We start from the raw sequence: 21,014 nt of genomic DNA on the forward strand, positions 1-21,014 counted from the left end.
GGTCGGTCCCCCTCGTTGGTGCTTCGAAGGGCGGTCGCGGTTGACCGTCCTCGGCGGCGCCGGGTGACAATGCTGGGGTACCGTCCGAAGGTCAGGCTTTTCAACTCACTGTGGCAGGAGGGACGGGGCCCACGCGCTCCGTATGGATGGACGTGAAGCGATACTTCCGCGGGCCGGTCATGTGGATCGTGCTGGCCGTCCTTGCCGTGGTCGTGTTGATGCAGGTCGTCGGCTCGTCCGGCGGCTTCAAGACGGTGGACACCGGCCAGGTCGTACAGGCGATCCGACAGGACAAGGTGAAGTCCGCAGAGCTCACCACGGGCGACGAGCAGATCGTCAAGCTGGAGCTCAAGGACGGCGCCAAGGTCGAGGACAGCGACAAGATCAAGGCGAGCTACATCGACTCCCAGGGAGTCGACATCGCCAAGGAACTCCAGAGCAAGTACGACCAGAAGGAGATCCCGAAGGGATACACGGTCGCGCCGCAGAAGCAGAACCCGTTCGTCGGGATGCTGATCTCGCTGCTGCCGTTCGTGCTGATCATCGTCATCTTCCTGTTCCTGATGAACCAGATGCAGGGCGGCGGCTCCCGGGTGATGAACTTCGGGAAGTCCAAGGCCAAGCTCATCACCAAGGACACCCCGAAGACGACCTTCACCGACGTGGCCGGCTCCGACGAGGCCGTCGAGGAGCTCCACGAGATCAAGGACTTCCTGCAGGAACCCGCCAAGTTCCAAGCCGTCGGTGCCAAGATCCCGAAGGGCGTGCTGCTCTACGGCCCGCCCGGCACCGGTAAGACGCTGCTCGCCCGCGCGGTCGCGGGTGAGGCGGGCGTGCCGTTCTACTCGATCTCCGGTTCGGACTTCGTGGAGATGTTCGTCGGTGTCGGCGCCTCCCGGGTGCGCGACCTGTTCGAGCAGGCCAAGGCGAACGCCCCGGCCATCGTCTTCGTCGACGAGATCGACGCGGTCGGCCGGCACCGCGGCGCCGGTATGGGCGGCGGCCACGACGAGCGGGAGCAGACCCTCAACCAGCTCCTGGTCGAGATGGACGGCTTCGACGTCAAGGGCGGCGTCATCCTGATCGCCGCCACCAACCGGCCGGACATCCTGGACCCGGCGCTGCTGCGTCCGGGCCGGTTCGACCGGCAGATCGCCGTCGACCGCCCCGACATGCAGGGCCGCCTGGAGATCCTCCAGGTCCATCAGAAGGGCAAGCCGATGGCGCCCGACGTGGACCTGAGTGCGGTCGCCCGGCGCACCCCGGGCTTCACCGGCGCCGACCTGAGCAACGTGCTGAACGAGGCCGCGCTGCTCACCGCGCGCAGCGACCAGAAGCTGATCGACAACAAGTATCTGGACGAGGCGATCGACCGTGTCGTGGCCGGACCGCAGAAGCGGACCCGGATCATGAGCGACAAGGAGAAGAAGATCACCGCGTACCATGAGGGCGGGCACGCCTTGGTCGCGGCGGCCTCACCGAACTCCGATCCGGTCCACAAGATCACCATCCTCTCCAGAGGCCGCGCGCTCGGGTACACCATGGTCCTCCCCGACGAGGACAAGTACTCGACCACGCGGAACGAGATGCTCGACCAACTCGCCTACATGATGGGCGGCCGGGCGGCCGAGGAACTGGTCTTCCACGACCCGACCACGGGCGCGGCCAACGACATCGAGAAGGCGACGGCGACCGCGCGCGCGATGGTCACCCAATACGGCATGACCGAGCGGCTGGGCGCCATCAAGTTCGGCTCCGACCAGTCCGAGCCCTTCCTGGGCAAGGAGATGTCCCACCAGCGGGACTACTCCGAGGAGGTCGCCGGACTGGTGGACGAGGAGGTCAAGAAGCTGATCGAGACGGCGCACAACGAAGCCTGGGAAATCCTGGTGGAGAATCGCGACGTCCTCGACAACCTCGTCCTGGCCCTGCTGGAGAAGGAGACGCTGAACAAGGAGGAGATCGCCGAGGTCTTCAACCCGGTCGTCAAGCGTCCGGCCCGTCCCGCCTGGACGGGGTCCTCGCGGCGCACCCCCTCCACCCGGCCCCCGGTGTCGGCTCCGCCCGCGGCGCTGACCAACGGGAACTCCGGCCCGAACCTGGGCAAGGAGATCGGCCCCCGGGACTCGGACGCCATCGTCGAGCCCGTGGATCCGGACAACGGATAACCGCAGGTGGGCGGGGTGAGAACCGCGCCACGGAATGTCAGCCGCGCCCCTCGGGTTAATGTCGAGGGGCGCGGCTTTTCGCTGTGTACGCGACAGCCGGAACCGGTCACGCACGGTGGCGGCTCGCAGGTTGTGGAAGTCGAGGAACGAGGGACCAGATGACCGACCCGGTGACCCTGGACGGGGAGAGCCCGGACAGCGTGTTCGACGAGAAGCGTGCCGAGAACGCGATACGCGAACTCCTGATCGCCGTGGGCGAGGACCCCGACCGGGAGGGACTCCTGGAGACCCCGGCGCGGGTGGCCCGCGCCTACCGGGAGATGTTCGCGGGCCTGAACCAGCGCCCCGAGGACGTGCTGACGACGACGTTCGACCTGGGGCACGACGAGATGGTCCTGGTCAAGGACATCGAGGTGGTCAGCCAGTGCGAGCACCACCTGCTGCCGTTCCACGGCATGGCGCACGTCGGCTACATCCCGTCCGCCAGCGGCAAGATCACCGGGCTGTCGAAGCTGGCCCGGCTGGTCGACGTCTTCGCCCGCCGGCCCCAGGTCCAGGAGCGGCTGACGACCCAGATCGCCGACTCGCTGATGCGGATCCTGGAGCCCCGCGGAGTCATCGTGGTCATCGAGTGCGAGCACATGTGCATGTCGGTGCGGGGCGTCCGGAAGCCCGGCGCCAAGACGACGACCTCAGCGGTCCGCGGACAGCTCCGCGACGCGACCACCCGGGCCGAGGCGATGAGCCTGATACTGGCCCGCTGAGCCTGAGCCTGAGCCTGAGCCTGAGCCTGAGCCTGAGCCTGAGCCTGAGCCTGAGCCCCCGGGCCACGCGTCCCGCCGCCGACGCCCCGGGCCGCTCCGGCCGCGCCCGCCGGGCTCCGGCCGCAGCGGGCTCAGGTCCGGCCGGGCTCAGGCCGCGGCAGCAGGGGGGCCGTTCTCGTCCTCGTCCTCGGGCAGCCGGCAGATGCGCTCCAGCAGCACGGCCGCCGCTATCACCGCGATGCCCGCCACCACGGAGAGGCCCGCATAGAGCGCCTGCTGGGCGCGGGCCGGGACCTCGGCGCGCTCGGTGATCAGGAACAGCCCGGTGCCGCCGTACACACCCGAGACCAGCCCGGCCACCAGCGCGCTCGCCTGGCCGAAGAGGACGGCACGGGCCGCCATCATCGGATCCACGCCCTTGGCGCCCGGCTCCCGCTCCCGCTGGGCCTTCAGCCGGGAGCGCAGCGAGAGCGCGGTGGCCAGCAGCACGGCCGCGATGGCGCCGAGCACGATCGGCGCGGCGAACGGCACCCCCGGCAGCGTGCCCAGCGCGTCCCACAGCCGCGCTCCGCCCCACGAGAGCACTCCCGCGATGACGAAGAGCGCCGCGAGGGTGCGGATACGGAGTTGGTTCATCGAGCTTCCACCTCGCGGGTGCGGTCCGGGCGGTGCGGGCGTCGGCCGGGGGACGCCGGGCAGGAACGGCAACGGGGTACGGCAGGAACGGCAACGGGGTACGCGCAGCCAACGCTCAGGCGTGCACGATGAGTTCCAGGTCCGGGCGGACGGTGACGCCCTCCGTGCCGAGCGTCCGCAGCAGCTCCTCGACGCTGCCGTGGCCCGGGACCTCGGCCGCGGGGTCCACGTCGTGCCACGGCACGAGGACGAAGGCCCGCTCGTGCGCCCTGGGGTGCGGGAGGGTGAGCTGCGGGTCGTCGGAGACGACGCCCTGGTAGGCCACGATGTCCACGTCGATGGGGCGCGGCTCCCAGCGCTCCTCGCGCACCCGCTCCAGTGCCTCCTCGATGGCGTGGCCGCGCTCCAGGAGCGAGCCGGGCGGCAGGGTGGTGCGGACCACGACGACCGCGTTGAAGTAGGCGGGCTGGCTGCCCGGCTCGACGCCCCACGGCTCGGTCTCGTAGACCGGCGAGACGGCCGTCACCTTCATCCCCGGGGTGTCCGCGAGCGCGTCGACGGCGCTCTGCAGCGACTCCAGCCGGTTGCCCAGGTTGCTGCCGATCGACAGCACGGCGGTCTGCGGGTTGTGCAGCGTCGTGTCGGCGGCGTCCACCTGCTGCACCACGGAGGCGGGCACCGGCTGTACGGTCGGGTCACTGTTCGGCGTCATGCGCGGCTCCGCTTGATAGTGATGGTCACGTCCTCGAACGGCACGGCGATCGGGGCGTCGGGCTTGTGCACGACCACCTCCACCTCGCGTACGGCCTCGTGCCGCAGGCAGGTGTCGGCGATCCGCTGGGCGAGCGTCTCGATCAGGTCGACCGGTTCCCCCTCGACGACCGCGACGACCTCTTCGGCGACGACTCCGTAATGGACCGTACGGGACAGGTCGTCGCGCTCGGCGGCCGACCGCGTGTCGAGTCCCATGTCGAGGTCCACGACGAAGGTCTGCCCCTGTTCGCGTTCCCTCTCGAACACGCCGTGATGCCCACGCGCCGCGAGGCCGCGCAGTGCGACGCGATCCACTTCACCACTCCCGTCGGTCGTGCGAACGTATACCGGCCCGCGGGGCACCGGACGGCCCCTCGCGGCACCGGATCGAATCTACCCGTGAGCGTGACGGCTCGCGCCGCCGCCTACCCCACAGCGTTCGCGGTCACGCGCGCATTCCCGGCCGAGTGCCGGATCGGGTGGTCCGCGCGCAACGGTTGCCGGCAGGCGCCCGGTGCGGCCGGACGGAGCGGGTCCGGACAGGAGGCCGCCGGCACGCTCGCGGGGGCTGTGCCCACCGCTTCTAGAGCTCGATGTCGCCCTGGCCCAGGTCCCCTTCGCCCTCGCCGTCCCCGTCCTCGTCGTCCTGCTCGACCAGCACCGGCGAACCGTGGTGCGACCACAGCTTCCACTCGCCCTGCTCGGTGCGGCGGAAGACGTTGGTGGCCACCACGAGACCGCCGACCAGCGGCCCCGCGGAACCGTCCGCCTCGGCCGGGCCGCCGCTGAGGATGTTCTCGGTGCAGCTGACCAGCGCGGTGTCGCCCAGCACCGAGATCTCCACATCGGTGAGGAAGAACTGGACGTACTCGGTGTTGGCCATGATCAGTGCGTAGGAGCGCAGCACCTCGCCGCGCCCGGTCAGCACCGGCCAGCCGGGGTGGACGACCCGGACCCCGTGCTCGCCCTCACCGCCCTCGGGGTCGTCCGGATCGACCGCCTCCTCACCCAGCCACATCCGGGAGAGAGTCTCGATGTCGCCCCGCTCGACCGCCTCGTACAGGGCGGTGTTGGCGGCCTCGACCGCCTCGCTGTCGGTTCGCGCGCCGCTCATGTCGCCGCCTCCGGGTTCGTCGTCCCGGGGGTGACCGGAACCCGGGGTGCGTCGGGAAGAGCCGCGCCGGCCGCGTCCACGGCCCGGACGACGCGGACGGCGTCCGCGCTGGCCCGCACCTCGTGGACCCGTACCGCCCAGGCACCCTCGCGGGCCGCCAGCGCGGTGACGGCGGCCGTCGCCGCGTCGCGTTCGCGGGCGGGCGGCGGGGCCGCGCCCTGTTCGTCGGTCAGCACCCGGCCCAGGAACCGCTTCCGGGAGGCGGCCACCAGCATCGGGTGGGGCAGCCCGGCCCGCAGTTCGGCGAGCGCCGCGACGAGGGCGAGGTCGTGCTCGGCGCGCTTGGCGAAGCCCAGCCCGGGGTCGACCACGATCCGGGCGGGGTCGATCCCGCCCGCCACGGCCTGCTCCACGGCCGTGCGCAGCTCGTCGAGCACCTCGCCGACGACATCGGTGTAGACGGCGCGGTTGTTCATGTCGATGCTCTGGCCGCGCCAGTGCATCACCACGAACGGCACACCGGCGTCGGCGACGGCGGGCACCATCTCCGGATCGGCGCGGCCGCCGCTGACATCGTTGACCAGGACCGCACCCGCGGCCACCGCCTGCGCCGCCACGGAGGCCCGCATGGTGTCGACGCTGACCACCAGGCCCTCGCCGGTCAGCCCGCGCACCACCGGCAGCACCCGGCGCAGCTCCTCGTCCTCGCCGACCCGGGCGGCGCCGGGCCGGGTGGACTCGCCGCCGACGTCCACCAGGTCGGCGCCCTGCGCCACCAGGTCGAGCCCGTGCTTGACCGCTGCTTCGGTGTCGAACCACCGCCCCCCGTCCGAGAACGAGTCGGGGGTCACGTTGACCACACCCATTACTGCGCAGCGGTCCCATTCGGGGAGGCCGTCCACGCGGCCACGCGTTCTCGCACCCATGTGCCCAGGGTAGGCGCCCGCCTTCCCGGGGGCGGGACCGCCACCGCGCCGCCGGTCCGGCTGTGTGCCGGGGCCGCGGCCGGGTGTCTCAGTCGGCGGAGGCTCCCGGCGCCGTCAGCCAGCGCTCCGGGAGCGCCGAGCGGCGTCCGGTGCGGGAGCGGTCGGCCTGTGCGTGCAGCAGGGCCAGGGCCTCGTCCTGGTCGCGCAGCCGTGCCCGTGCCGTGCCCCCGGCGCCGAGGTCGACGCATACGTCGGCCAGCCGGTGGCGGCGCTCCCACGGCCCCTGGGCGAACCGCACGCTCTGCACCTTCGCGTGCGGCACCAGGGTGGTGCGGCGGGTCAGCAGCCCCTGGCGGGCGACGAAGACGCCGGGGGTGACCCCGTGCCCGTAGCCGCGCCGGGCCAGCGGGGCGCACCAGCGGGCGCGACGGGGCACGGGCCCCGCCGCGGCCAGGGCGGCGTCCGGGTCCACGCCGGGCAGCACCCGCGTGAGCACGGCCGCGGCCTGCCGCCAGTCGGCCACCGGTACGAGCACTCCGTCCCCGGTACCGCTGCCGGTGCCCGCGACCTCCATCTCGACCCGCACCCAGTCCCGCCGCCGCCACAGCAGCGGCTGCGCGATCCGGACGGCCTGCACCCTTCCCGGCGGCACCGTGGCGTGCTGCCGGTCCAGCAGGCCCGCGTCCAGGCGCAGCCCGTCGGGGGACTCCGCCACGGTCCAGTCGAACTCCCTGACGACCCGCCCGCCGCTCGCCGCCCAGCAGCCGCCCGCGAGTGGCAGGGCCGTCGCCAGGACCGTCCACACGCTCTCCGTCGCCAGCCACAGCAGGGTCGGTACGAGGAGCAGCGCGGCCAGCGTGCCCCAGACCGAGCCCCGCAGCAGCACGCTGACCACCAGGGCGTGCAGTGGCACCCGCAGCAGCTCCCTGGCGGGTGCCTCGCCCGCCTCGGGGGCGGCGTCCGGGGCGATGCCGGCGGCGCGGGCGAGCAGTTCCGCGCGGAGCGCGACGGCCTGCCGCTCGCCCAGGTACGCCAGCTCGTCCTTGTCCTCGGTGCCGACGACGTCCAGCTTCAGTTTGGCCACCCCGGCGATCCGGGCCGGCAGCGGACGGGAGATGTCGACCGCCTGGACGCGGTCCAGCCGGATGTGGGCGGTGCGGCGGAAGAACAGACCGGTACGGATGCGCAGCTCGGTTTCGGTGACCAGGTAGCTGGTGCACCACCAGGACAGGAATCCGTATCCGGAGGCCACCGGCAGCAGCACCGCCAGTCCCAGCGCCGTCCAGGCCGCGGTGAGCTGCTCGGACCACTCGCGGGCCCGGTCGAGGTCGTGCGCGGCGAACGCCAGCAGCCCGGCGAGCGGCGCCCAGGCCCGCCGCCACGGGGTGACCGGGTGCAGCCGGTTGCCCTCGGGGCGGCGCGGCAGGAAGCGCGGTCCGCGGGTGCCGTGGCTCTTCGCGGGGGTTGCCGGAGTGCCGGCGCCGCTGCCGGTCGCCGGGGTGCCGGTCCGGTCCGGTCCCCCGGCTGCGGGGCCGTCGGCCGCGGGGTCGCCGGTCACAGGCCCGCCGATCGGGCCTCGCCCAGCTCGGTGAGCCGGTCGCGCAGCCGTTCGGCCTCCGCGGGGGTCAGACCCGGGATGCTGGCGTCGGTGGTCGCAGCGGCCGTGTGCAGTTGCAGCGAGGCCAGTCCGAAACGCCGCTCCAGCGGCCCCGAGGTCACCTCCACGAGCTGCATCCGCCCGTAGGGCACCACCGTCGTCTCGCGCCACAGCACACCGCGCGAGACGAGCAGGTCGTCAGCCCGCTCCCGGTAGCACCACGAGCGCCAGTTGCGCGCCAGCGCTCCCCAGCCCCACCCGGCCGCCGCGAGCGGCGGCAGCGCGCACAGCGCCCACACCGGTCCCGCCGTCAGACCGGGTACCACCCCCGCCGCCGCGGCCAGCGGCAGCAGCCAGCCGAGCAGCACGCACCGGCGCAGCGGCAGCAGTTCCCGCTCCACGCCGCGCCATGCGGGGTCCGTTCCCGTCCCGGCCGGGCCGGCGCCGGGCTCCTGGGGTTCCGTCTGCTCGGGGCCGGCTCCGGACCCCGCGGGGCCGGTTCGGTCCGGGCTGTCGCCGGGCTGTCCGGGGCCCGGTGGGGCGGGCGGTGCCGGGATGGGGTCGGTCATCCGTTCAGCGTACGTGCGGGCGACCGGAGCCCGTGTCCGTCCGCAGGAGGAAGCTGACAGGATGAGCGTCATGACTCAGACGGAGACGACCGTCGGTATCGGCGGTGCCGCGGAGAGCACCGACATGGTGCTCAACATCGGCCCGCAGCACCCCTCCACGCACGGGGTGCTGCGGCTGCGGCTGGTCCTGGACGGCGAGCGGATCGAGCGGGCCGAGCCGGTGGTCGGCTATATGCACCGGGGAGCCGAGAAGCTCTTCGAGGCCCGCGACTACCGCCAGATCATCGTGCTCGCCAACCGCCACGACTGGCTGTCGGCGTTCTCCAACGAGCTGGGCGTGGTGCTCGGCGTCGAGCGGATGCTCGGCATGGAGGTCCCGGCGCGCGCGGTGTGGACCCGCACCCTGCTGGCCGAGCTGAACCGGGTGCTCAACCACCTGATGTTCCTGGGCTCCTACCCGCTGGAGCTGGGCGGGATCACGCCGGTCTTCCACTCCTTCCGGGAGCGAGAGGTGCTCCAGAACGTGATGGAGGAGCTCTCGGGCGGCCGGATGCACTACATGTTCAACCGGGTCGGCGGGCTCAAGGACGACCTCCCCGCGGGCTGGCGGGACCGGGCGCGGCAGGCGGTGGCCGCCGTCCGCGGCCGGATGGACACCTTCGACAAGCTGGTGCTCGGCAACGAGATCTTCCGGGGCCGCACCCGGGGCATCGGTGTGCTCAGCCCGGAGCTGGTGCACGCCTACGGGGTCAGCGGGCCGATCGCCCGCGCCTCCGGGGTCGACTTCGACCTGCGCCGCGACGAGCCGTATCTGGCCTACGGCGAGCTGGCCGACGTGCTGCGGGTGGCCACCCGTACGGAGGGCGACTGCCTGGCCCGCTTCGAGCTGCTGCTCGACCAGACGCACAACTCCCTGGACCTGGCCGACGCCTGCCTGGACCGGCTCGCCGAGCTGCCCGCGGGCCCGGTCAACCAGCGGCTGCCCAAGGTGCTCAAGGCCCCGGAGGGCGCCACCTACACCTGGACCGAGAACCCGCTGGGTCTCAACGGCTACTACCTGGTCTCCAAGGGCGAGAAGACCCCGCACCGGCTCAAGCTCCGCTCCGCTTCGTTCAACAACATCCAGGCGCTGACCGAGCTGCTGCCCGGGACGCTGGTGGCGGACATGGTCGCGATCCTGGGGTCGTTCTTCTTCGTGGTGGGCGACATCGACAAGTGAGCCGCACAGCGCCACATGGCTCTCGGGGGCGCGCATTCGGGCTCGCCGCGCCTCTGAGCCCTGAGTCCGGACCCAGGGGGCCGCGGGTCAGGACGGCGAGTGCGTCCGGCGCCTGCTCCGCCCGAAGAAGTCGAAGCCGCCCGTCCCGCCCTCGCGGCCGTCCGGCTCGGGTGCTGAGCCCGCTGTCCCGGCCGCCCCGGCCGAACCGGGCTCCGGCCCTTCCGCGTCCTCCGGGTCCCGGGACCCGCCCGGTCCGGCTGCCGACCCGTCCCGCGCCGCGGGCCCGGACGTGCGCCGCGTCGCGGTACGCGGGGCCACCGGCCGGGAGCGGGGCGGGGCCTGCGGGGGCACCACGGTGGCCGCGCGGCTGTTCGACAGCCGCGCGGCGGCCCGTTGCCGGACCGCGTTGCGGGCGAGCGCGTCCAGCGCTTCGGCCGCCTGCCGGTAGGTGAGCGGGGTCGGCGCGCCGGAGGTGTGCCGGTGGTCGGTCGCCGAGGTGGTGAGGGCCTTGGCGGAGGCCGTCGTGCCCGCCTCCAGCTCCAGCACCCTGCGCCCCTCCAGCGCACTCGCCCGCTCCGTCTGGGCGTTTGCGTAGCGGCGCAGCAGGTCGGCGTGCTCGGAGCGGAGTCCGGTCAGCTCGGCGCGCTTCTCGCGCAGCCTGCCGTCCAGCTTGGTGCGGAGCTCGCGCAGTTCCTCGACCTCGCCCTCCAGGTCCGCCTGCTTCTCCTCGGCCCGCCAGGCCGAGCTGGCGAGCTGTGCCTTGAGGTCGCCGACCTGCTTGCCCGCCGCGCGGTCCCAGCCGCGCAGCAGCACGGCTCCGGTGACGGCGGCGGCCGCCGCTGCCGCGGTGAGCGCGCGCAGCGCCACCGTCTCCAGGTCGGCGACGCCCGGCTCACCGATCAGCCAGGCACCGCCGGCGCAGGCCAGTGCGGCCACCGCCACGGACACCGGGGGCAGCCGTCGGTGCAGCGGCGGGGAATGGCGATGACGTCCACGTGGCATGGCTGGGAATTTACCGTGTTCCGCCGGGGGGACGACACCGGACGAACCGTCTCACGCCAGTCCCTTGCTCTTCAGGTACTCGTCGGCGACGTCCGCGGGCTTCTCCCGGTCCTGGTCGACCTTGCGGTTGAGCTCGGTCAGGTCCTCGGTGGTGAGGGTGCGGGTGAGCTTGCCGAGCGCGTCCGCCACCTTCTTGTCACCGGCGTCCTTCGCGTTGACGACCGGCACGATGTTGTCCGCGTTCTGCAGCTTCTTGTCGTCCTCCAGCAGCACCAGGCCGAACTGGTCGAGGGTGGCGTCGGTGGTGGTGGTCAGCACGAGCTGGTCCTTGCCGTCCTTGACGGCCTGCTTGGACTGGCTGGTGCCCACGCCCTTGGGGTCTATGCCCTTGACGTCGATCCCGTAGGTCTTCTCCAGGCCGGGGCGGCAGAACGGCCGGGTCTCGCACTCGTCGCCCGCCGCGACGGTGACGCGCTCCTTGGAGCGGCCCAGGTCGCTGAGGGTCTTGAGGTCGTGCTTCTTCGCGTAGTCCGCGGAGACGGCGAACGCGTTCTGGTCCACCGCGTCGCCGGCCTCCAGCACCTTCAGACCGCGCGGTCCGGCCAGGTCGCGGAGCGCCTCGACGGTCTTGTCCGCGTCGTTGGAGGCGACCGGCTCGGCCTTGGCGCCGTTCTTCTTGGCGTTGAGGAACTCGGCCATCGTCGCCGCGTACTCCGGTACGACGTCGATGCGGCCCTTCTCCAGCTCGGGAGCGTACAGCTCGCGGTTCTTGACCTTCTTGACCGTGGTCTTCCAACCGGCTTCGGACAGCACTCCGGAGTAGAGTTCGGAGAGGATCTCCGACTCGGTGAAGCCTGCCGAGCCGATGACGAGACTTCCCTTGCCGCCGCCCGAGCCGGAGTCCTTCTCCTCCAGGTCGCTGCCGCCGCAGGCGGCCAGCGTCAGGGCCAGCGCGGAGGCCGTGCCGACGGCGGCGAGACCGCGCCGGGCCGCCGTGCTGCGCCGGGGAGCGGTGGGGTCGGGGGTGGTGCGGGAGCGAGCCATCATGCGTCCATTCGTCCGGAGTCGTTCTTGGTGGGGCCGTCAGACGGGCGTCGTGCGGCGGGCCGGCTGCCGCCGCATCGGGTCCAGGAGCCGCTCGGTGAGGGTCAGGACGCGCTCGACCAGCAGCGCCAGCGCGGCCACGAGCAGGGCGCCCGCGACCACCTGCGGTGTGTCGTAGTTGCCGAATCCGGCGGTGATCAGCCGGCCGAGGCCGCCGCCGCCCGGCAGCGCGGCGAGCGTCGCCGTGGCGACGAGCTGCACGGCGGCGGTCTGCACCCCGGTCATGATCAAGGGGAGGGCGAGCGGCAGTTCGACCTGGCGCAGCAGTTGCCCGCCCGTCATGCCCATGCCGCGGGCGGCCTCGACGACCTCCCGGTCCGCCTCGCGCACGCCGGTGTACGCGTTGGTCAGCAGCGGGGGCAGCGCGAACAGCACCAGTGCCACGATCGTCGCCCAGTCGCCGTACCGGCCCAGCGGGCCCATCGACAGCAGCACCAGCACGGCGAAGGTGGGCACGGCCCGGCCCGCGTTGGAGAGGTTGACCGCCAGCGCGCCGCCCCGCCCCACATGGCCCAGCCACAGCGCGAGCGGCAGCGCCAGCGCGCAGGAGAGCAGCAGGCAGACGCCCGTCAGATAGATGTGCTCCCCGAGCCGCTGGAGCACACCGCCGGTCCCGGTCCAGTGGGAGCCGGTCGTCAGCCAGGTCCATACGTCGGTGAGGATGCCCATGTGCTCAGTCCGCCTTCCCCACGAGGTCCTGCGCGGCGGCCGCGGCGGGCGCGGACGGGGCGCGGACTGCCCGTTTGCGGGCGCCCGCCCGGGTCCAGGGGGTCAGCACCCGCTGGAGCCACAGCAGCAGCAGGTCCGCGACGACCGCCAGGACGACGCAGATGGCCGAGGCGGTCAGCACCTGCGCCTTGAAGTAGCTCTCCATGCCGTCGTAGATGAGGTTGCCCAGCCCGCCGTAGCCGACGATGGCGCCGACCGTGGTGAGCGAGACCGCGGTGACGGTGGCGATGCGCACCCCCGCCAGCAGCGCGGGCAGCGCCAGCGGCAGCTCCACCTCCAGCAGCAGCCTGCCCGGCCCGTACCCCATCCCCTCGGCGGCCTGCCGGGCCTCGCCCGGCACCGCGTCCAGCCCCGCCAGGATGTTGCGCACCAGGACCGTGAGGGAGTACAGCACCAGGCCCGTCACCACCACGGCGGCCGACAGCCCGAAGACGGGCAGCAGCAGCGCGAACATCGCCAGCGACGGGATCGTGTAGAGGATCGTCGTCACGCCGAGCGCCGGGGCGCGGGCCGCGCGCCAGCGCCGGGCCGCCACCGCCAGCGGCAGGGCGAGCGCCAGGGCGATCGCGACGGAGAGCGCGGTGATCCAGACGTGCTCCACCGTCGCGTCGAGCAGTTCGCTCTGCCGGGTGCGCACATACGTCCAGCACAGCCAGTCGTTCTGCGCGAGGCAGCCCTGCGGGCCGCCTGCTGCGATGCTGCTCATCTGTCACCTCCCCGCGCTGTGCGGTGCTCGGAACTGCGTTGTTCGGACGGCGGGTGCCCGGACGGTCGCCGTTCGGACGACGTTGTGAAGTGTCATGCCACGATGACGGCCGACCCTATCCCGGCGGACTGACAATCAGTCCGGAGTGCCGTACCCCGGAACCGTTCGGTTCATCCGCTGTCCGCGGGATCAGCACGGCTGCCGGGAGGATTGTCGGCGGGCTGTGTTTCGCTGTCCGCATACGACCGGAGCGGCCGGGGCAACAGCCGGGAACGGGCCGGAGACGAGGATGGGCAGATGATTCGCTTCGAGAACGTGGCCAAGCGCTACCCCGACGGGACCGTCGCGGTCGAGGGGCTCTCCTTCGAGGTGGCCGACGGGGAACTGGTCACCCTCGTCGGGCCCTCGGGCTGCGGCAAGACCACCACCATGAAGATGGTCAACCGGCTGATCGAACCGACCGAGGGGCGCATCCTGGTCGACGGCGCCGACATCGCCCGCGTCGAACCGGTCGAGCTGCGCCGCCGGATGGGCTACGTCATCCAGCAGACCGGTCTCTTCCCGCACCGCACGGTGCTGGACAACACCGCCACCGTTCCGCACCTGCTGGGCTGGTCCAAGGCGCGCAGGCGGGAGCGCGCCCGCGAACTGCTGGATCTGGTGGGCCTGGACCCGCATGTGTTCGGCGACCGCTACCCCGAGCAGCTCAGCGGAGGCCAGCGGCAGCGGGTCGGGGTGGCCAGGGCGCTGGCCGCCGATCCGCCGGTGCTGCTGATGGACGAGCCCTTCGGCGCCGTGGACCCGGTGGTGCGCGAGCACCTGCAGAACGAGTTCCTGCGGCTCCAGTCGCGCCTGCACAAGACGGTGCTGTTCGTCACGCACGACATCGAGGAGGCCGTCCGCCTCGGCGACCGGATCGCCGTCTACGGGGAGGGCCGGATCGAGCAGTTCGACACCCCCGCCACCGTGCTGGGCGCTCCCGCCTCCGGGTACGTGGCCGACTTCGTCGGCGCCGACCGCGGCCTCAAGCGGCTGTCCGTCACCCCGATAGAGCCCGGCGACCTGGAGCAGCCGCCGACCCTCCACCTGAGCGACGGGCTCGCCGAGGCGGCCGCCCGGATGGCGACCGACGGTGCCCGCTGGGCCGTGGTCCTGGACGGCGCCGAGGAGCTGCACGGCTGGGTCTCGGCCGCCGCCCTGGTCGAGGCGTCGGTCCGGGGCGGGGACGGCTCGGGGACGGTCGGCGACCACGCGCAGCGGATGGAGGCGTGGCTGCCGCTGGGCTCCACCCTCAAGCAGGCGTTCAGCACGATGCTCCAGCACGACGCCGGATGGATCGCCGTGCTGGACGCCGCGGACCGGTTCGTCGGCGTGCTCACCCCGGCCAAGCTGCACGAGGCGCTGCGCCGCTCGGTCGACGCCGACGCCCGCGCCGTGGCCCGCCAGGAGGTCGAACTGGAGACGATCGAGAGCTCCTGAGCGGGCGGGAGCCGCCCCGCGGGCCGTCACCTGTACCCGATGGACGGCCCGCGGGGCGGTCAGTCCGTGGCGAGGTCGCCGAGCGCTTCCAGGACGCTGCGGTGGAAGGTGGGGAAGGCGAACATCATGTCGCGCAGCGTCGCCGTGGGAACGGCCGCGCGGACGGCGACGGCGAGCCCGTAGAGCACCTCACCGCCCATCGGCCCGGCGGCCGTCGCGCCCACCAGGACGCCCCGCTCGGCGTCCTCCACCAGTTTGACCAGACCGTCGTTGCCCGCCTTGTGGATCCAGCCGCGGATCCCGTCCGGCACCCGGGCCGTCCCGGTGCGGACCGTCAGCCCCCGCTCGCGCGCCGCGGCCTCGGTCAGCCCCACGGAACCGATCTCCGGGTCGGTGAAGGTCACATGGGGCACCGCGCGGTAGTCGGCGCCGGGGCCCGCCTCGCCCCGGCCCGCCGCGGCCAGCACGGCACGTACCGCCACGTCCGCCTGGTACATCGCCACGTGGGTGAAGGCGCCCTCGCCGACCAGGTCCCCCAGGGCCCAGACGCCGGGTGCCGCGCGCAGGTGCGCGTCCACCTGCACCCGGCGGGCCTCCGCTTCCAGGCCCAGCGCCGCGCGGTCCAGCGCGTCCAGCCGCGGCCGCCGTCCCGTCGCCACCAGCAGCTTCTCCGCGGACACCTCCTCGCCGCCGTCCAGGGTGAGGACGAAGGCGCCGTCCGCGTACCGTGCCGCACGGGCGCGCGCCCCGGTCAGCACCGTCAGCCCCTCCCGGCGCAGGACCTCCAGCAGCAGGTCGCCGGCTTCCGGTTCCTCCGCGGAGACCACCCGCTCGGACGCCTCGACCAGGGTCACCCGGGTGCCGAAGCGGGCGTAGGACTGGGCCAGCTCCACCCCCACCGCGCCGCCGCCGAGCACCAGCAGCGACTCCGGGGCCTCCACCGCGGAGACCGCCTCCCGGTTCGTCCAGTACGGCACCTGGTCGAGGCCGGGCACCGGCGGCGCCGCTGGGGCGCTGCCGGTCGCCAGGACGACGCCGACCCGCGCGGCGAACGTCTCCGCCCCGGCGGCGGCATCCACCTCGACCCGGCCCTGTCCGGTGAACCTGCCGCGGCCGCGCACGAAGCGGCCGCCCTTGGCGGTGAACCGCTCGACGGCCGCCGCGTCGTCCCAGTCGGCCGTCGCCTCGTCCCGGATCCGGGCATGGACGCGGGTGAAGTCCGGCTCCACCCGCGCCGTGCCCGCCATCCCGGGCACCCGCCGCGCCTCGGCGAGCAGATCGCCGGCCCGCACCATCATCTTGCTGGGCACACACGCCCAGTACGGGCACTCGCCGCCCAGCAGCTCCGCCTCGACGCCCACCACGTCGAGGCCGGCCTCGGCCAGCCGCCCCGCGACCTCCTCGCCGCCCGGTCCCATCCCCAGCACGACGACATCGCATTCCCGCGCCATACCCCGGACTCCTCCGCTCGTCGGCCCGGCCGGGCGCCGCTGCCCGCCGCCCGGCCGGTGCCGGGCCTCCGGCGAGCATAAGAGCCCAGGCGCCGGCGGGCACTCCGGGCGCGCTCCCGCACCGGAGGCCGGACCGCCTTCGGACACCGGTCCGCTCCAGGGCCGCGCCTTCGCCTTCCGCACGGTCCGCGCTTCTCGCACGGTCCAGGTCTCCCGCGCGGTCCGTTCCTTCCCCCGGGCCCGGTTCACTCCCAGGGACCGGCGGCGCACTCCACCTCGCACACCAGCCAGCCGAATCCGCCGAGCCCCCCAGGGTCCAGCAGCTCCGCGGCCGCACCGGCCGCACCGAGCGCCCGCACATAGGCCGCGGGGTCGCCGGAGGCCAGGGACAGCGGCGGGCGCCGCCCGGTCACTCCCAGCGCCCGCAGTGCCGCCCGCTGGGTCAGCAGCGTGCTGCTGCCCGGCGCGGCGGCGGCCACCGCGTCCAGGGCGACATGGGAGGTCAGATCGCAGGACCCGTCCGGCACCGGCCGGCAGTCCTGCCCGGCGCGGAAGCCGGTCAGGGTGCCGAAGGGCGGCCGGTCGGAGCGCCGGTGCCCGTAGTCGACGGCGACGGCGGCACCCCGGTGCAGCGCGCTCACCGCGCGCGCCCACGCGGTGTCCCGCGGATGCCCGATCTCGGCCCGCGCGCCGTCCCCCGCGGGCGGCCACCAGTGGGCCAGCCAGTCCGCGTCCGCGCCGGACACCGGGGGGCCGGGCCGCTCGGTGCCGTCCGGCTCCACCAGCACCAGCCGCGCGGTACCCGCCGCGTCGTACTCGGCGACGTCCACGGGGACGTTGTCCAGCCACTCGTTGGCGAACAGCAGCCCCGTGCTCGTCCCCGGCTCCGGAAGCTCCCGCTGCCAGCCGATCGCCGGGTCCAGCGACGCGGGCCGGGCCCGCCGCTCGACGGCGACCGGGCGCAGCCGGGCCGCCACCTCGCCACCGGCCGCCTCCCGGGTCCGCAGCGCCGCCAGCACCCCGGTCAGCAGTTCGCCCTCGCCCGCCCCGACGTCCACCAGATCCAGCGGCTCGGGGTGCCCCAGGGCCTCGTCCACCCGCAGCAGGAGGCGCGCCACGGCGTCGGCGAACAGCGGCGAGGCGTGCACCGAGGTGCGGAAATGCGCCGCCGGGACCTGGCGGACGTAGAAGCCGTCCGGCCCGTAGAGCGCGTGTTCGGTGGCCGTGCGCCACCCGGGCGGCTCGTTGTGCACGGCCTCACCCTAGGGCCGCCGCGGAGGCCGTGCCGACTCGCGGATCCGGATGCCGGCACGGCACCGGACCCAGGCGGCGGCCGATGACCGGGGCCGATGACCGGGGCCGATGACCGGGGCCGATGACCGGGGCCGATGACCGGTGGCCGGCGTCCGGTGGCCGGGGCGCGGACGACCGGCCCGGGCCGGTCTCACCGCTGGTGCGGACCCCCGCCCTCCACCTTGCGGAGTAGGCGGGCGGCCAGGGATCGGCCGTCCGGCTGACCTCCACACGTGCCTGCCCTGCATACGCTTAGTTACGTGAATCGGCTCTACGACTTCATCCGCAGGCACCCCACCTGGGTGGACAGCCTCTGGGCTGTGTTCCTGCTGATGCTGTCGTCGCTGTGGATCGTCGCGAGCGTGTCCACACCCCCGGGCCCGGACGCCTCCGACCCGCTGCCGCGGGGGACGGGCCAACTGATCGCCATCGTCCCGATCTCGCTCGCGCTGAGCATGGTGGTGGCGCTGCGGCGGCGGGCGCCGGAGAAGATGCTGCTGCTGGCGACGGGCGCCGGAGTCGCGCAGGTGATCGCCGACGTGGGCCCGTTCCCCGGCAACTTCGCCTTCCTCGTCATCCTCTTCACCGTCGCCTCCCGGCACACCCGCTGGGCCTCCCGCTGGGCACTGGCCGGGGCGCTGCTGGCCCCCACCATCGACACGCTGCGCTGGCCCAGCTCGCCGCACAATCCGACCGCCGACGTCTTCGGCACCCTCTTCATGACCCTGGCGTTCGTGTTGGCCTGGGTGCTCGGCGACTCGCTGCGCACCCGCCGCGCCTACTACCTGGAGCTGGAGCAGCGCGCCAAGCGGCTGGAGAAGGAGCGCGAGGCCCAGGCCAAGGTCGCCGTCGCCGCGGAGCGCGCCCGGATAGCCCGCGAACTGCACGACGTGGTGGCGCACAACGTCTCGGTGATGGTCGTCCAGGCCGACGGCGCCTCCTATGTGCTGGACGCCTCGCCCGATCAGACGCGGATGGCGCTGGAGACCATCTCCGGGACCGGCCGCCAGGCCCTCGCCGAGATGCGCCGGCTGCTGGGCGTGCTGCGCAGCGGCGACACCGCGAAGCGGGACGGGGACGCGTATGTGCCGCAGCCCGGCGTCGAGCAGATCGCCGACCTCGTCGAGCAGGTGCGCGGCGCCGGTCTGACGGTCGACTTCCGGGTGGAGGGCGACCCGCATCCCCTGCCCAGCAGCGTCGAGCTGACCGCATACCGCATCGTGCAGGAGGCGCTGACCAACACCCGCAAGCACGGCGGTCCGCACGTGGGCGCTACCGTGCAGCTCTGCTACCGGGACGACGAACTGTCCGTGCTCGCCGAGGACGACGGCCGCGGCGCCCAGCGTGAGCTGTACCAGGACGGCGGTGCCGACGGCCTCGGACACGGGCTGATCGGGATGCGCGAACGGGTCGGCATGGTGGGAGGCGCGCTGGAGGCCGGGCCGCGCTCCGGAGGCGGGTTCCGCATCCGCGCCGCCCTCCCCCTCAAGGGCGCGGACTGAGGCCGCCCGTCGATTCCCCGCCGTCCCCGTCCCCGTCCTTTCCGCCGAACCCACCCTTCCACCGTTCCCACCCGCCCCGCCGCACCCGCCGATCCGCTGCCCGAGCCGAGAAGAACCCGAGGACCTGCCATGACCATCCGCGTGATGCTCGTCGACGACCAGGCGCTGCTGCGCACCGGATTCCGCATGGTGCTGACCGCGCAGCAGGACATGGAGGTCGTGGCGGAGGCGAGCGACGGTGCCGAGGCGCTGGCCGTGCTGCGGGAGCAGCCGGTGGACGTGGTGCTGATGGACGTGCGGATGCCCGGCGTCGACGGCGTGGAGGCCACCCGCCGGATCTGCGAGGGCGGCGAGGGCGGGCCGGGCGACCCCAGGGTGCTGATACTGACCACCTTCGACCTGGACGAGTACGCCTTCTCCGCGCTCAAGGCCGGGGCCAGCGGCTTCATGCTCAAGGACGTGCCGCCCGGCGACCTGCTGGCCGCGATCCGGGCCGTGCGCAGCGGGGACGCGGTCGTCGCCCCCAGCACCACCCGGCGGCTGATCGACCGCTTCTCCTCCGTGCTGCCGGCCTCGTCCTCGGAGCCGGTCGCCAAGGAGCTGCGCCGCATCACCGACCGCGAGCGCGAGGTCCTGACCCTGATCGCGCAGGGGCTGTCCAACAGCGAGATCGCCGCCCGGCTGGTGCTGTCCGAGGCCACGGTCAAGACGCACGTGGGCCGCATCCTGGCCAAGCTGGAGCTGCGGGACCGGGTGCAGGCGGTGGTGCTGGCGTACGAGACGGGCCTGGTGCGCGCCGGGAGCCAGTGAGGCGCCCGGCGGGGGCACCGCCGGGCGCGGTCAGCGCAGCACCGTCTCCAGGAAGTCGCTGCCCAGCCGTCCCACCACCTTCAGCTCCAGTTGGTACTGGACGTACCGCCCGCGCCGCCGCGCGGTGATCAGACCGGCCTTCTTCAGCACGGTCAGGTGCCGGGAGATCTCCGGGGAGCTGACCGAGTGGTGGTCGGCCAGCTCGCCGGTGGTGTAGGGGCCGCGCGCCAGGCTCCGGCACAGCTGCATCCGCATGGGGTGCGCCAGCGCTTCCATCCGCAGTTTGAACTGCTCGACCGACAGCGGCCCGGACAGCTCCCGCGACGCCAGCGGATAGTGCACGACGGGCCGCCAGCCGTGCCGGTACAGCACCATCAGATGCGGCCACTGGTGGACGGACGGGACGAAGGTCACCCCGGGGCCCACCGCCGGGTCGACGGCCGTGGTGCGCCCGCTGACGAGCTTGTCCACGGCGATGACTGAACCCCGCTCGTCGGTCGACAGCGCCGCGGAGACGGCCTCCAGGGTCGCCGCCAGCCCCCGGCGGCGCAGCAGTTCCGTCTTCTGCCGCGCGTCCGCCGCGAGCTGGCCGCCGACCCGGTTCCAGGTGTCGGCGAAGAACGCCCGCTCGCAGTCCTCGAACAGGCGCCGCACCCAGGCCCGCACGGCGGGCGGATCCTCCAGCAGCCGCTCGGTGAACCGGCGCTGCTGCGGCCCCCGTGCGGCGGCCAGCTCCACCGCCCGGGTGCGCAGTGCCGCGTCCGACAGCGCCGAGAGCCCGGCGGCGGCCGCGTAGTCGGCGCCGCAGGTGAACTCCAGCGCGGCGGTGACGAACTGCTCGTCGTCCAGTTTGTCCACCACGTCCAGGTCCTCGGCGAGCGTCGCGCCGGGCCGGGCGGCGGCGTCGCCCAGCCCGGCGAAGCCCATCAGCAGGTCGGAGAACGTCGTACGCCACAGGAAGTCCGCCTCGCACAGCCGGTCGGCGAGCTCCGGCGGGAGGGCGGCGTTCACGGCGGTCGCCCAGTTGTGCGCCCGGGGATGGTGCCCGGGCTCGGCGAGGGTGTGCAGCGCGGCGCCCAGCTCCGCCAGCGGGGAGGGGGCGAAGACGATGCGCTCCAGCGGCAGCCCGGCGATGTCGATGGTGACGCTCATGCCCCCATGGTGCCTTCCCGGCCGGACACCGCCCCTGCCG

Annotated in this window: 20 protein-coding genes; 6 read left to right on the plus strand and 14 right to left on the minus strand. The window is 73.5% G+C overall.

Annotation, left to right across the window (positions count from 1 at the left end):
* Nucleotides 1-146 precede the first annotated feature (146 nt).
* Both ftsH and folE read left to right on the plus strand, forming a co-directional pair.
* Nucleotides 147-2,168 carry an ATP-dependent zinc metalloprotease FtsH gene (gene ftsH, locus ACFYMO_RS18140; protein ID WP_020699826.1) on the plus strand — a complete coding sequence of 674 codons (2,022 nt, stop codon included), beginning with the start codon at nt 147-149 and terminating at the stop codon, nt 2,166-2,168.
* Between the two features lie 158 nt (nt 2,169-2,326).
* Nucleotides 2,327-2,932 (plus strand): GTP cyclohydrolase I FolE, encoded by a 606-nt coding sequence (gene folE / locus ACFYMO_RS18145; protein ID WP_366773864.1) that lies wholly within the window; start codon nt 2,327-2,329, stop codon nt 2,930-2,932.
* A 147-nt stretch (nt 2,933-3,079) separates the two neighbouring features.
* Here the strand turns inward: folE and ACFYMO_RS18150 are convergent, their stop codons facing one another.
* The 7 genes from ACFYMO_RS18150 to ACFYMO_RS18180 all read right to left on the minus strand — a co-directional run bounded on the left by ACFYMO_RS18150 (nt 3,080) and on the right by ACFYMO_RS18180 (nt 8,527).
* Nucleotides 3,080-3,568: a DUF3180 domain-containing protein gene (locus tag ACFYMO_RS18150; protein WP_366773863.1), complete on the minus strand. Its 489-nt coding sequence runs from the start codon at nt 3,566-3,568 to the stop codon at nt 3,080-3,082.
* Nucleotides 3,569-3,683: 115 nt separating this feature from the next.
* Entirely contained in the window at nt 3,684-4,280 is a 597-nt protein-coding gene (folK, locus tag ACFYMO_RS18155; protein WP_366773862.1) for a 2-amino-4-hydroxy-6-hydroxymethyldihydropteridine diphosphokinase, read from the minus strand.
* Nucleotides 4,277-4,636 carry a dihydroneopterin aldolase gene (gene folB / locus ACFYMO_RS18160; RefSeq protein WP_366773861.1) on the minus strand — a complete coding sequence of 120 codons (360 nt, stop codon included), beginning with the start codon at nt 4,634-4,636 and terminating at the stop codon, nt 4,277-4,279. Before folB ends, folK begins: the two co-directional genes overlap by 4 nt.
* A gap of 268 nt (nt 4,637-4,904) precedes the next feature.
* Complete coding sequence (locus tag ACFYMO_RS18165; protein ID WP_366773860.1) at nt 4,905-5,435, minus strand: nuclear transport factor 2 family protein; 531 nt, start codon at nt 5,433-5,435, stop codon at nt 4,905-4,907.
* Nucleotides 5,432-6,361: a dihydropteroate synthase gene (gene folP / locus ACFYMO_RS18170; RefSeq protein ID WP_366773859.1), complete on the minus strand. Its 930-nt coding sequence runs from the start codon at nt 6,359-6,361 to the stop codon at nt 5,432-5,434. Before folP ends, ACFYMO_RS18165 begins: the two co-directional genes overlap by 4 nt.
* 88 nt (nt 6,362-6,449) lie before the next feature.
* Entirely contained in the window at nt 6,450-7,919 is a 1,470-nt protein-coding gene (locus tag ACFYMO_RS18175) for a PH domain-containing protein (protein ID WP_388547351.1), read from the minus strand.
* Nucleotides 7,916-8,527, minus strand: coding sequence for a PH domain-containing protein (locus tag ACFYMO_RS18180; protein WP_388547354.1), 612 nt, complete (start codon nt 8,525-8,527; stop codon nt 7,916-7,918). Before ACFYMO_RS18180 ends, ACFYMO_RS18175 begins: the two co-directional genes overlap by 4 nt.
* A 70-nt stretch (nt 8,528-8,597) precedes the next feature.
* On the opposite strand from ACFYMO_RS18180, the gene ACFYMO_RS18185 reads away from it, so the two are divergent.
* Nucleotides 8,598-9,746, plus strand: a complete 1,149-nt coding sequence (locus ACFYMO_RS18185; RefSeq protein WP_388547357.1) for an NADH-quinone oxidoreductase subunit D — start codon at nt 8,598-8,600, stop codon at nt 9,744-9,746.
* 87 nt (nt 9,747-9,833) lie between these two features.
* Here ACFYMO_RS18185 and ACFYMO_RS18190 read toward each other — a convergent pair whose 3' ends face one another.
* Genes ACFYMO_RS18190 through ACFYMO_RS18205 form a run of 4 tightly spaced genes read right to left on the minus strand, consistent with a single transcriptional unit; the run spans nt 9,834 to nt 13,287 of the window.
* Nucleotides 9,834-10,748: a hypothetical protein gene (locus tag ACFYMO_RS18190; RefSeq protein WP_366773856.1), complete on the minus strand. Its 915-nt coding sequence runs from the start codon at nt 10,746-10,748 to the stop codon at nt 9,834-9,836.
* A 51-nt stretch (nt 10,749-10,799) separates the two neighbouring features.
* Nucleotides 10,800-11,795 carry an ABC transporter substrate-binding protein gene (locus ACFYMO_RS18195; protein WP_366773855.1) on the minus strand — a complete coding sequence of 332 codons (996 nt, stop codon included), beginning with the start codon at nt 11,793-11,795 and terminating at the stop codon, nt 10,800-10,802.
* Between the two features lie 36 nt (nt 11,796-11,831).
* A complete protein-coding gene (locus ACFYMO_RS18200; protein WP_019355652.1) occupies nt 11,832-12,521 on the minus strand; it encodes an ABC transporter permease in 690 nt (229 codons plus the stop codon).
* Nucleotides 12,522-12,525: 4 nt separating this feature from the next.
* Complete coding sequence (locus ACFYMO_RS18205; protein ID WP_388547362.1) at nt 12,526-13,287, minus strand: ABC transporter permease; 762 nt, start codon at nt 13,285-13,287, stop codon at nt 12,526-12,528.
* A 297-nt stretch (nt 13,288-13,584) separates the two neighbouring features.
* Between ACFYMO_RS18205 and ACFYMO_RS18210 the strand changes: the two genes are divergently transcribed.
* Nucleotides 13,585-14,766: a betaine/proline/choline family ABC transporter ATP-binding protein gene (locus ACFYMO_RS18210; RefSeq protein WP_366773853.1), complete on the plus strand. Its 1,182-nt coding sequence runs from the start codon at nt 13,585-13,587 to the stop codon at nt 14,764-14,766.
* 59 nt (nt 14,767-14,825) lie between these two features.
* Here ACFYMO_RS18210 and ACFYMO_RS18215 read toward each other — a convergent pair whose 3' ends face one another.
* Together ACFYMO_RS18215 and ACFYMO_RS18220 are read right to left on the minus strand one after the other, a co-directional pair.
* Nucleotides 14,826-16,217 carry a dihydrolipoyl dehydrogenase family protein gene (locus ACFYMO_RS18215; protein ID WP_388547366.1) on the minus strand — a complete coding sequence of 464 codons (1,392 nt, stop codon included), beginning with the start codon at nt 16,215-16,217 and terminating at the stop codon, nt 14,826-14,828.
* Between the two features lie 245 nt (nt 16,218-16,462).
* The gene (locus ACFYMO_RS18220) at nt 16,463-17,470 is read right to left on the minus strand and encodes an SAM-dependent methyltransferase (protein ID WP_366773851.1); all 1,008 of its coding nucleotides are present in this window, start codon (nt 17,468-17,470) and stop codon (nt 16,463-16,465) included.
* 300 nt (nt 17,471-17,770) lie between these two features.
* On the opposite strand from ACFYMO_RS18220, the gene ACFYMO_RS18225 reads away from it, so the two are divergent.
* Both ACFYMO_RS18225 and ACFYMO_RS18230 read left to right on the plus strand, forming a co-directional pair.
* Nucleotides 17,771-19,012: a sensor histidine kinase gene (locus ACFYMO_RS18225; RefSeq protein WP_366773850.1), complete on the plus strand. Its 1,242-nt coding sequence runs from the start codon at nt 17,771-17,773 to the stop codon at nt 19,010-19,012.
* Nucleotides 19,013-19,141: 129 nt separating this feature from the next.
* Nucleotides 19,142-19,822 (plus strand): response regulator transcription factor, encoded by a 681-nt coding sequence (locus ACFYMO_RS18230; protein ID WP_366773849.1) that lies wholly within the window; start codon nt 19,142-19,144, stop codon nt 19,820-19,822.
* A 30-nt stretch (nt 19,823-19,852) separates the two neighbouring features.
* Here the strand turns inward: ACFYMO_RS18230 and ACFYMO_RS18235 are convergent, their stop codons facing one another.
* Nucleotides 19,853-20,974: a DUF5937 family protein gene (locus ACFYMO_RS18235; protein ID WP_366773848.1), complete on the minus strand. Its 1,122-nt coding sequence runs from the start codon at nt 20,972-20,974 to the stop codon at nt 19,853-19,855.
* Between the last annotated feature and the right edge of the window lie 40 nt (nt 20,975-21,014).

Source organism: Streptomyces sp. NPDC007025 (assembly GCF_042869455.1).
Taxonomy (GTDB): domain Bacteria; phylum Actinomycetota; class Actinomycetes; order Streptomycetales; family Streptomycetaceae; genus Streptomyces.